Below are 10900 nucleotides of genomic sequence, written 5' to 3' on the forward strand. Positions count from 1 at the left end.
GAGGCGTGGGCTTTTCCGGTCGTGGTAGGCGCCGTGGGCGCTCCGGCCCGAGTGGCCGTGGCCGCGCGCGTCGTAGGCGGGCGGGAAGTAGCCGGCGTCGGCCAGCCGTTCGCCGGTGCCGCCCCACGCATGACGCGTCTGGCCGCCCCCGTGCAGCAGCACGACCGGCGGCGCGTCCGGATGCCCCCACGTATCGCCGGCGAGCCGCACGCCGTCCGCGCCTTGCCACAGGTGCATCGGATCGGGGGTGCCGGGAAGCCGGCTGCCGGAATTCGTCGGGGCGGGGGTGAACGGGGTGGTCGATGGCTGCATGGGCGTGACGAGGGTCGGCTGAAGGGGATGGGCGGGCGGATCGGGCAGCCCGACGATGCTTCAAACTTCGCCGGTGCGGACGCGAGTGTCAACGTGCGGACGTGCGCCGTTCCGTACAGTGACGCCGCGCGCGGCATGCCGCGCGGCGCGCGTGTCGACGGTGACGGCGCGCACGACGTCGAGCGTTTTCGTTGGAATCAGGAGATTCAGGCAATCGTGACGATGATGACGTGCGCCCGGCAAGCCGGCCGGCGGCAACCCGATGCGCTGGCCCGCCTGGTGAAATTGGGCTACCCTCTCGAACATTAGTTTTGTACCCGATGGCAGTGGGCAAGAGGATCAGGCAGTATCGCGGGGAAACGGCGCGCGCTGCCGCCGGGCCCGGCTCCGCCGAAGCGGCGCGCGGCTTCCTCATTCATCTTGATGCTTGATAACAGACGGCTGATACACGAACGTGCGTAAGAAAAATATAAATCCCAGCGCGGATACGCGGGAAACCTTGTTGCGGCTCGCCGCGCGTTCCTTTGCGACGCAGGGCTATGCGGCGACGACGATGCGTTTCATCGCGGATCAGGCGGGGATCGAGGCGGCCAGCATCTACTATCACTTCTCGTCGAAGGAGGAGCTGGTCGACGTCGTGATGGAGCACGGTGCGGAGAGCATCGTGCAGCACATCAACGAGCACTTCGCGGCGCTGCCGCCCGGTGCGACGGCCGACGCGCGCTTCAAGGCGGCGCTGATCGGGCAGATGAGCGCGCTGATCAAGTTCGGCGACTACGCGCTGGCGCACAGCCGGCTCCTGACCCAGCTTCCCGACAAGGTGCGGGAGCGCCAGGTCAAGCGGCGCGAGCGGCATCAGCAGCTCTGGACCGCGGTGTTCGACGACCTGCGCGCCGAAGGGTGGCTGCGTGAAGACGTCGACGACGCGCTGTGCCGCGTCTTCGTGCTCGGCTGCATCAACTCGGTCCAGACCTGGTTCGATCCGAAGAAAGGGTCGCTCGACCACGTCGCGGACCAGCTCGTCACGATGTTCTTCGAAGGCGTGCAGCCGGCCGCGAAGGCTCCTGCCGCAAAAGCACCCGCCGCGAAAACGCGGCGCGGCAGCCGCAAGACTGAACTTGCTGCGTCCTGACCTCGCGCCGCCGATAGCGGCCGGCCGCGCGACACCGTGCGGCCGCCGCGTTACGCGGCCGCGTGCAGCGGCATGGCCGGATCGTGCGCCGCCTGGCGGGCGAGAAAGCGCAGCACGGCCTGGGCGAACAGGTCGTAGTGTTCTCCTGCCACCGTGTGGCCGGCGTCTTGCACGTCCGCATAGTCGGCGTGTGGGCACAGCTTCAGGAATTCGCGCACGCCGTTCTCGCTGACGATCTCCGACGCTTCGCCGCGCACGAGCAGGGTCGGCAGCTTCAGGCGGCGCGCGCTCGCCGAAAAGCGTGCATGGCGGCGCGTCAGGTCGCGCGGCCACGCGAGAAAGAGCGGATCCCAATGCCACCGGTATTTGCCGTCGTCGTAGCGCAGGCTGCGGGTCACGCTTTCCTGCGACAGCGCATGCGCCGGCAGCGAACGATAGCGGCGGATCGCGTCGGCCGCCTCGTCGGGCGACCCGAACCCTTCCGCGGGCTGCCGCATGAACGAATGCAGGCGTGACGCGCCGTCGGGTTCGATGTGCGGCGTGATGTTGACGAGCACGAGCGCCTGCGCGTCGAGATAGCCTTCGCCGACGGCGAGCAGGGCCGTGCCGCCGCCCAGCCCGGCGCCGACCACGATCGGCCGCCGGCCGTCGAGCGTGGCGACCACGCGCTCGAGATCGCGGATCATCGCGCCCTGGCTGTAGTTGGCGGTCGGCGACCAGCCCGAATCCCCGTGGCCGCGCGCATCGAAGGCGATCGCATGAAAGCCCGCGTCACCGAGCGATCGGGCCATGCCGGTCCACGCATGGCGCGTCTGCCCGCTGCCGTGCAGCAGGATGACGGGCGTGCCAGTGGGGTCGCCCCATGCACTGCCCGCCAGTTCAATCCCGTCCCTGGTTTGCCACGTACGCGGCGTACCGGTCAGGCAAGCCGCGTGTGTTCCCGTCTTCATCGAAGTATTCATGATCCGTTGCTTCCCGCGTTGCGCTGCCGCGCTGCGCTGAAATCGACCCGTACAGGCATAAGGTCGCGGCGGCATGCAGCCGGGTCAATCGGGATCGATGAAACGTTCCGTACTCCGGTCAAATTGCGCGTGATCAGAACTTCTTGTTGATCCCGACGATGGTGCCGATGGTCGTGCCCCGCGTGCCGTACAGCGCGTTGTCGATCGACAGCCCGGTTTTCTCGGTGCCGCGGTTGTTGGCCGCGCCGATCTCCCAGTACAGCGACGTCGCTTTCGACAGGAAATACCGGGTCGTCAGTGCGCCCATGATCGAGCGATTGTCCGAGTTGTGCGGATCGCGGAAGTACCACACGCCCGAGTTGATATCGAGCTGCGGAACCGGGTAGTAATCGAAGCCGAGATTCCACACGTTGTTGGTGCCGCCGTTCACGGCGCCGCCGACGATCGTCGTGGGCACCTTGAAGCTGGTGAACGACCCCTTCACCGTGACCGGGCCGAAGGTGTAGCCCGCGCCGATCATGCGCCCGAAGAACGGCTGCTGGAACGCCGTGAGCGTCGCCGTGCTGTTCCCCGAACTCGAGTCGTACATCGCTGCGTTGATGAAGAGGCCGCGATACGCGTAGCGCAGGGCGACCGAATACTGCTGCCCCGCGCGAATGTCGCCGGCGACGCCGCCGGGCGCATACATTGCGCGCGCGGAAAAGCCGGCGATCTGCGGGCTCGTATAGGTGATCGCGTTGGGATTGAACGTGCCCACGAAGGTCTGGTCGGCATAGACCGAGAACGCGGTGCCGAACTGCCCGGCGTTGCGCGGATCGGATTCGTAGATCGCCAGCACGAACGGCGAATACTGCACGCCGGCCTTCAGTTCGCCGTAGCGGCCGCTGAGCGCGAGCCATGCCTGCCGCCCGAAGAAGTTGCCGTTGCTGTTGTCGTTGCCGCCGTTGGCCACGCTGAAGCCGCTTTCCAGCTTGAACGTGACCTTCATCCCGCCGCCGAGGTCTTCCTGCCCGAGCAGTCCGAAATTGGACGGTTCCAGCCCGCCGTTGATCAGCCCGAACTGCTTGCCGCTGTTGCCGCCGGTCGCCGCATTGCGCGTCTTGCTGGTGTACAGGAAGCCCGTATCCAGCGTGCCGTACAGCGTGACGCTGCTTTGCGCCCAGGTCCAGGCCGGCAGGATCGAGACGCCAAGCACGAGGATCGTTTTCTTCTTGAAGAAGCCGGGCAAGGGGCGAACATTCATTTCGTTATCCGAATCTAATAATGGTCTTGAAAGGAATCGCTTCTGATGAACTCGGTGTGGCAGCGAATGACGGTGAAATCCTCCGGCGACGATGGCCGTCATCCCGTCACCTTCAATCTAACGTTCGGTAGAGTGAAGGTCAGAGGATTGAATCTCCATTGGGTCTAACCCGCATCGGATGCGTGCCTGCCCGACTGCGCGAATCGGCACGTTCCGTACTTCAATGCGCGATCAGGACGGAAAAATCCGGAAGATCATTCGTCATGCGTAGTAATTTTCTCCGGCATCGATGGCGGCGGCGGGGATGGGATCGATGTCATTCGCGTGCAGCCGGCGGAGATGACGCGTTGTCACATTTCGTCGAGCGGAACGACGCGTTCTGACGGATATTTTTTTCGATGGGATCCGCGGCATGAATCCGGCCTGGAAATGTGTTGCCGGATATTTCATGCGCGGATCGTACGGACGCGTTTGGGCACGACCGCACCGTGTGCGCGGCGTTGATGAGGGAGGCGGCGGCGTGTTACGCCAGCGACGAGCGAAAGACGTCGATCGATCCGGACGAGGCGATGCCTGCATCGAAGCGTCCGATGCGAAGGGCGCACTGCGCGTTTCAAGTCCGGATTCGATGCGGGTGCGAATTGTCTCCTTGAGGAATGTGTATTCGTGCCGCGGTACGTCGCCGCGACACGATGCGTGGTTTCAGCCGTGCAGAAACGACAAAGGCGGCACGCTCAGCCGACCGATCGTGCCCGCGAGCCGGCCCGGGCGGAATCGGGGGCGAGCAGGCGCATGATCGACGCGACGTCGTCCGCGCGTTCGAGCGTGAAGACCGCATCGATCACGTCGTCGATCCGGCCGGCAGGCAGTACGTCCTCGACGTTGCGGCGGAACTTCGCGATCAGTTCGTCATCGGTCATCAGGCTTGCCGGGTCCGGCGACGGGCTGCCCTTCGGGTAACGCCGCTCGTCGATGAACGTCTGGCCGCGCGCGGACACTTCGAGCTTCGCCGGCCGGCTGGCGGCGTGGCCGGACAGCAATTCGACGTAGTTCGGATGCACTTCGTGCGTGACCTTGTCCATCAGCGCCATCACGGACGGCCCGAAGACGAGCGCCGGGTCCTGCCAGGCCTTGCCGGGCGGCGGGCGATGCGCGCCGAGCGCTAGGCCGTGCGCGATGCTGAACTGCGCGTCGTGAACGTGTTCGATGTTCCGGTTGAGCCACACGGGTTGCTCGACGAAACCCTCGACCCACGCCTTGATGCCGGTGATTTCGTGCGGCGCGATGTCGTTCGTTTCGACGATGTCGGTGAGGCCGTCGAGCAGCGCGTGAAGAATGCGGCAATGCGGGTAGGGCTTGAACGCCTGTTCGGACGGAAAGCGCCAGTCGGTACCCAGCGCGTCGGTGATGTGCTGCGGCTCCCAGCGTTGCGTGCCGATGAAGCGCGGGAAGCCGTATTCGCGATCGTCGAGGATCTGCGTGTCGCCGCGATGGCCGAGTTCGGCCATGTGCGCGGCCGTCATCGCCGCCTGCGTGAGCGCGCCCGCAAGCAGGTACTTGATCGTCGAACTCGGCGCGTGCTGAAACCACGCGACCTGCGAATTCACCGGCGCAATGCTGCCGGCGATGCCGAGCGCGTTCGGCAGTACGCCGGGCGGTAGCGCCTTCAGCCTGACGATCGCGGCGGTCGCACCGAACACGGTGCTGCTGTAGCCGTACACGGGCGGCGGCGTGACCTTGCCGTCCCGCGTATCGCGCAGGTAATCCATCGCCTTGCCGATGCGATACGACATTTCGTGCGACAGCGCCATCGCCTCGATCAGCGCTCTGCCGCTCGCATGCGACGTCTCGGCGACGGCGAGCGCACCAGGCAGCACGTACGGCGTGACGTGGCCGGGCGGCACCACGGCGTCCATGTCGAGCGCATTGATGAGTTCGCCGTTCGCGAAAGCCGCGCCGAACATCGACACGCGCTCGCCGGTGCCGATGATGGTCGCGTCGCCGTGGCCGCCCGTCAGTCGCGCATAGTCGATGCCGATGCGCCCCTTCGGTTCGTCGACGGCGGCGACCGCGCAACCGATCGAGTCGAGCAGGACGCGCTTGCACGCATCGACGACGGGAGCAGGGAGCTGATCGTAACGGGTGCCGGCGGTGAAGTCCGCGAGCTGCTGGATGAGGGTGTCAGGCATGGTGCGGTAGTCCAGTGGGAGAAGCGGTGAGGCGCGATGCGATCGCAGGGCGTCGTGCGTGTGCCCGGGTCATTTAGTCGCGCGTGCGTCGCCGTTCGCAATGCCCGTGTTCGAAGCGTTCCATCCTTCGAAAATTTCGTGCAGTGTAACGTGCGGGCTAGGGGGATTCCCTGATGGGAAATCCGGTCCGGGAAAATAGAATAACTACTGTTTGTTAGGTAAAGCAATACGACGACGTGCGCTCGCCTTGCTCCGCGCGTTGCGCTTCAACACGGATTTCTTCCTCCGACGGGCGCGGTGCATGAGCGCCGTCACACCAGCACGATTCCGGGCCACGCATGCAATACGACGGCGAGTTCGGTCAGGAGTCGATCGACGCGTGCACGCAGACCAGGTCGGTCAGGCCGCGCAAGTGACTTTCACCCATCAGTTCAGAACAGAACGAATTCAAAGGAGACGCCAGTGAGCGTAAACATTCCGGGCTTCATCGACGGCAACAAGAAACTGCTGATCGGCGGCCAATGGGTCGAGCCGGCGAGCGGCGAGCATATCGAGGCAATCAATCCGGCCACCGGCGAAGTGCTGTGCCACATCGCGAAGGGCGGCACGCAGGACGTGGACCGCGCCGTCGCGGCCGCGCGCCGCGCATTCGAGGGGCCGTGGAGCCGCTTCACGCCGCACGAGCGGCGCAAGTTGCTGCTGCGCGTGCACGACGTCATTCTCGACCACTTCGACGAGCTCGCGCTGATCGAGACGCTCGACATGGGCGCGCCGCTGGCGCGCACGCGCGGCTACAAGGAATGGCTGTCGCAACTGCTGCAGTTCTACGCGTCGCAAACCGGCGCCGGCACGGTGCAGGCCGCGCCGATGTCGATCGCGCCCGGCTTCACCGCGCTCAAGCACCTGATGCCGGTGGGCGTGGTCGGCGGGATCATCCCGTGGAACGGCCCGCTGATGGGGCTGTGGTGGATCTACGGCCCCGCGCTGGCCACCGGCTGCACGGCGGTGCTCAAGCCGGCCGAGGATGCGTCGCTGTCGTCGCTGCGCGTGTCCGAGCTGATGATGGAAGCCGGCGTGCCCGAGGGCGTGATCAACGTGGTGACCGGCTATGGGAAGGACGTCGGCCAGGCGCTGGCCGAGCATCCGGACGTCGACCGGGTCGCCTTCACGGGCTCGGTGGGCACCGCGCAGGCGATCGTGCGCGCGTCGGCCGGCAACCTGAAACGCCTGCAGCTCGAACTCGGCGGCAAGTCGCCCGACATCGTGTTCGCCGATGCGGATCTCGACAAGGCCGTGCCCGGTGCGGCGATGGGTGTGTTCACCAATACCGGCCAGGTGTGCGTGGCCGGCACGCGGATCTTCGTGCAGCGTGCGATCCACGACGAATTCGTGCAGCGCATCGCCGCGTTCGCGAAGACGATCCGGATCGGCGACGGCCTCGCGCCCGATACGCAGATCGGCCCGCTGATTTCGCAGCGGCAGCTCGAGCGCGTGATGCACTACGTCGACATCGGCGGCAAGGAAGCCCGGCTCGTACACGGCGGCAAGCGCCCGGGCGGCGATCTCGCGCGCGGCTACTTCGTCGAGCCGACGGTGTTCGCCGACGTGCGCAACGACATGACCATCGCGCAGGAGGAAATCTTCGGGCCCGTCGCGTCGGTGATCCCGTTCGACACGACGGAAGAAGCGCTGAAGCTGGCGAACGACACGCCGTACGGCCTGGCCGGCGGCGTGTGGACGAGCAGCCTGTCGACCGCGCACACGGTGTCGCAAGGCATTCGCTCGGGCACGGTCTGGGTCAATTGCTACGGCGTGATCGATCCGGCCGTGGGCTTCGGCGGCACGAAGATGAGCGGCTACGGATGGAAAGGCGGCAAGGAACACGTCGAGAGCTTCCTGTACCCGAAGGCGACCTACATCAACCTGGGCTGAGCCGGCCCGCACGCGCTCGCACCCGTTGCACAACAATCAGGAGACAAGGACATGAAAGGCGTCGTGTTCAGAGGCGAACGGAAGCTGGAGATTCTGGATTTCGAGGATCCAGTGCCTGGCCCCGGCGAGGCCGTGATCGAGATGAAGGCCTCCGGCATGTGCGGCAGCGACCTGCACTTCTATCGCAACAAGCCGGCCGACGTGATCCGCTCGCTGGGCTTCAAGGATCTCGCGTCGCGCGGCATGTCGGAAGACACGCCCGTCATCGGCGGCCACGAGCCGTGCGGCCAGATCGTCGCGGTGGGCGCGGGCGTCGATCCGCGTGCGTTCAAGGTCGGCGATCGCGTCGCGGTGTTCCACTACGAGGGCTGCCTGCATTGCGACCACTGCCGCACCGGCTGGACGCAGATGTGCAGCCACGGTGCGGACATCCACGGCGTGATCAAGCATGGCGGCCACGCGCACTACATGAAGGTGCCCGCGACGTCGCTGGTCCACCTGCCCGACGAAGTGTCGTTTGCCGCCGGCGCGGCCATTTCGTGCGGCACGGGGACGGCCTGGGGCGCGCTGCTGCGTCTCGACATCAGCGCGCGCGACACGCTCGCGGTGTTCGGGCTGGGCCCGGTCGGGCTGTCGGCCGTGCAACTGGCCGCGGCGATGGGCGTGGAAGTCATCGGGGTGGACATCGCGGCCGATCGCGTTGCCCGTGCGAAGGAATTCGGCGCGACCCACGTGATCGACGGCAGCAAGCTGGACCCGATCGAAGAAATCCAGAAGCTCACCGGCGGCCTGGGCGTGACCTGCGCGATGGACTGCGCAGGCGGTGAAGTGCCGCGTCAGCAGGCCGTGCGCAGCACGCGCCCGTGGGGCCGCATCGCGCTGGTGGCCGTGGGCGGCAACCTCAACGTCGACGGCATGAAGGACGTGATCGGCAAGCAGCGCACCATCATCGGGTCGTACACGTTCTCCGAAGTCGGCATGAAGCAATGCATCCATTTCGTCGCGGATCACGGCGTGGACATCGACAAGCTGTTCACCGACTACTGGAAGCTCGACCAGGCCGACGAAGCGTACCGGATGTTCGATGCGCAGTCGGGCGGCAAGGGCGCGTTCCTGTTCTGACCCGGTGGAAGAAACGAGCACCTGATGCCCGGACACGTGCCGGGCCATCCCCATTTCGAATATCGAGGAACCATTCATGAGCATCACCCGAGAGCCCCGGCCCGTTGCGCCGGACAACTGCCCGCCGCTGGAACAAGCGGTGGTGCGCTTCATCCAGGAACTGAAATACGAGCATCTCGATGCGCATGCGCACGCCGGCCTCAACCGGCTGATGCGCGACCAGATCGCGTTGCAGGTCGGCATTTCGAAGCTGCCGTGGTCGGTGCAACTGCTCGACTACGCGAAGGCCCAGCAGCGCCCGGGCAACAGCCGCGTGAGCGCATCGGCGCTGACGATGAGCGCGGCGGACGCCGCGTTCGTCAACGGCTCGTACGGCCACGGCTTCGAGTACGACGACGCGCACGGCCCCAGCTACAGCCACCCCGGCAGCTGCGTGATCCCGGCTGCGCTCGCGATCGGCGAGGAGCTGGGTTCGTCGCTCGAGGACATCATCGTCGCGATGGTAGCCGGTTATGAGGTGTACGCCCGCATCGGCCTGCTGGCCGCACCCGACCTGCTGCAGCGCGGCTTCCACCCGCATGCCACGCTGTCGAATTTCGGCGCGGCGGCCGTGGCGGCCAAGCTGCGCGGCTTCGACGCCGAAACCACGCTGCACGCGCTCGCGATTGCACTGAGCCATGTGTCGGGCACGACGGAGTACACGTCCACCGGCGGCTCGATCAAGCGGATCCATGCAGGCATCGGCACGCGCAACGGGATGGCGGCGGCCGACATGGCCCGCGCCGGCATCACGGGCCCGCGCGCGTTCCTGAGCGGCAACAAGGGCTTCTTCCGCACGTTGCTGCAACGGCCCGCCGGCGACGCGGCCGAACGGCGCTTCGTGATCGACCAGCCGTTCGAGATCGGCACGGTGTGGCTGAAGGCGTACTGCGCGTGCTACTGCACGCATGCATACATCGATGCGCTGCGGCCGTTCGCGGCGCGCCGCGACGAGATCGCCGACATCCACCTGAAGATCACGCCGCACTTCAACGTCGTCGTCGGCACGGCCAACGCCAACGCGTACGCGCCGAAGAACATCGAGCACGTGCAGTTCAGCCTGCCGATCCAGGCGGCGTTGACGCTGCTGGGCCACGGCAATGGCTATCCGGTCCATCGCGACTACCTGGCCGGCAAGGTGGACATGGCGCCGGTCATCGAGATCGCGCGCAGCATCCGCATCACCGAGGAGCCGGTGCTGGAAAAGCAGTATCCCGGCAAGTTCGTGGCCGACGTGACGGTGACGTTCAAGGATGGCCGCAGCGAGCACGTATTCGTCGGCGACCCGATCGGCACCGACACGAATCCGATGCCCGAGCACGAGCAGGACGCGAAGTTCATGGACCTGACCCAGGATGTGCTGGGCGCCGAACGGGCCCGGCAACTGCTGGCCGTGCTGCGCGAGTTGAACCCGGCGATGAAGGCCGCCGAGTTGACGCGCATGTGGGCGGTTGACGGCTAAGAGGGAAACCGGCGAGGGGGGCGCGCAAGCGTCTCCCGGCGCCAAGCGACTGAACTCGGTTCAAAACGATGGGCGGCGTCCGAGTGCCGGACGCCGCCCATGTTTTTCCCATAACTGGCTACCTGTCGGGATGACTGGCCCGCTGCCGCGTTTGACGTGAGCCGCACGAGGGGCGCGACGGTTGCGTCGCTCGCGTTGGTCGCGAGGCAGGCCCCCGAAGTCGCGGATCCTGCCGCGCGGCGATCGATTATTTCCGCGTGCCGGCGATGATCGCCTCGGCCGCGCGGATCACCGGGAGATCGACCATGCGGCCGTCCAGGCTGAACGCGGCCCCACCGTGTTTCGCGGCTTCGTCGATCACGCGGCGCGCCCACGCCTGTTCGTCTGCCGAATAGCCCATCGCGTCGTTCACGCCGGCGACCTGGGCCGGGTGGATGCACAGCTTGCCGCCGAAACCGAACGCGCGCGCGCGCCGCGCATCGGCCGTCAGGCGCTCGGTATCGTCGG

General features: G+C 66.4%; 10 protein-coding genes and 1 pseudogene. 5 read left to right on the plus strand and 6 right to left on the minus strand.

Annotated elements, in window-relative coordinates; translation table 11 throughout:
- On the minus strand, positions 1 to 312 hold a 312-nt coding region (locus G3N93_RS24870; protein WP_206134165.1), incomplete at its 3' end, for an alpha/beta fold hydrolase.
- Positions 313 to 339: 27 nt separating this feature from the next.
- On the opposite strand from G3N93_RS24870, the gene G3N93_RS24875 reads away from it, so the two are divergent.
- A complete protein-coding gene (locus G3N93_RS24875) occupies positions 340 to 621 on the plus strand; it encodes a hypothetical protein (protein ID WP_174983605.1) in 282 nt (93 codons plus the stop codon).
- Between the two features lie 190 nt (positions 622 to 811).
- Positions 812 to 1444, plus strand: a complete 633-nt coding sequence (locus G3N93_RS24880) for a TetR/AcrR family transcriptional regulator (protein WP_174938813.1) — start codon at positions 812 to 814, stop codon at positions 1442 to 1444.
- 50 nt (positions 1445 to 1494) lie between these two features.
- Here G3N93_RS24880 and G3N93_RS24885 read toward each other — a convergent pair whose 3' ends face one another.
- The 4 genes from G3N93_RS24885 to G3N93_RS24900 all read right to left on the minus strand — a co-directional run bounded on the left by G3N93_RS24885 (position 1495) and on the right by G3N93_RS24900 (position 5838).
- The gene (locus G3N93_RS24885) at positions 1495 to 2406 is read right to left on the minus strand and encodes an alpha/beta fold hydrolase (RefSeq protein ID WP_206134166.1); all 912 of its coding nucleotides are present in this window, start codon (positions 2404 to 2406) and stop codon (positions 1495 to 1497) included.
- 133 nt (positions 2407 to 2539) lie between these two features.
- Complete coding sequence (locus tag G3N93_RS24890; RefSeq protein WP_206134167.1) at positions 2540 to 3649, minus strand: porin; 1110 nt, start codon at positions 3647 to 3649, stop codon at positions 2540 to 2542.
- A gap of 261 nt (positions 3650 to 3910) precedes the next feature.
- Positions 3911 to 4099 carry a hypothetical protein gene (locus tag G3N93_RS24895; protein WP_206134168.1) on the minus strand — a complete coding sequence of 63 codons (189 nt, stop codon included), beginning with the start codon at positions 4097 to 4099 and terminating at the stop codon, positions 3911 to 3913.
- A gap of 284 nt (positions 4100 to 4383) precedes the next feature.
- Positions 4384 to 5838 carry an MmgE/PrpD family protein gene (locus G3N93_RS24900; protein ID WP_206134169.1) on the minus strand — a complete coding sequence of 485 codons (1455 nt, stop codon included), beginning with the start codon at positions 5836 to 5838 and terminating at the stop codon, positions 4384 to 4386.
- Between the two features lie 462 nt (positions 5839 to 6300).
- Between G3N93_RS24900 and G3N93_RS24905 the strand changes: the two genes are divergently transcribed.
- From G3N93_RS24905 to G3N93_RS24915, 3 genes are all read left to right on the plus strand, one after another.
- The gene (locus G3N93_RS24905) at positions 6301 to 7770 is read left to right on the plus strand and encodes an aldehyde dehydrogenase family protein (RefSeq protein WP_206122945.1); all 1470 of its coding nucleotides are present in this window, start codon (positions 6301 to 6303) and stop codon (positions 7768 to 7770) included.
- A gap of 51 nt (positions 7771 to 7821) precedes the next feature.
- The gene (locus G3N93_RS24910) at positions 7822 to 8892 is read left to right on the plus strand and encodes a zinc-binding dehydrogenase (protein WP_206134170.1); all 1071 of its coding nucleotides are present in this window, start codon (positions 7822 to 7824) and stop codon (positions 8890 to 8892) included.
- Between the two features lie 76 nt (positions 8893 to 8968).
- Positions 8969 to 10393 (plus strand): MmgE/PrpD family protein, encoded by a 1425-nt coding sequence (locus G3N93_RS24915; protein WP_206134171.1) that lies wholly within the window; start codon positions 8969 to 8971, stop codon positions 10391 to 10393.
- Between the two features lie 247 nt (positions 10394 to 10640).
- Here the strand turns inward: G3N93_RS24915 and G3N93_RS24920 are convergent.
- Positions 10641 to 10900, minus strand: a pseudogene (locus tag G3N93_RS24920) (CoA ester lyase); the annotation flags it as partial.

Source organism: Burkholderia sp. Se-20378 (assembly GCF_017104665.1).
GTDB lineage: Bacteria > Pseudomonadota > Gammaproteobacteria > Burkholderiales > Burkholderiaceae > Burkholderia > Burkholderia lata.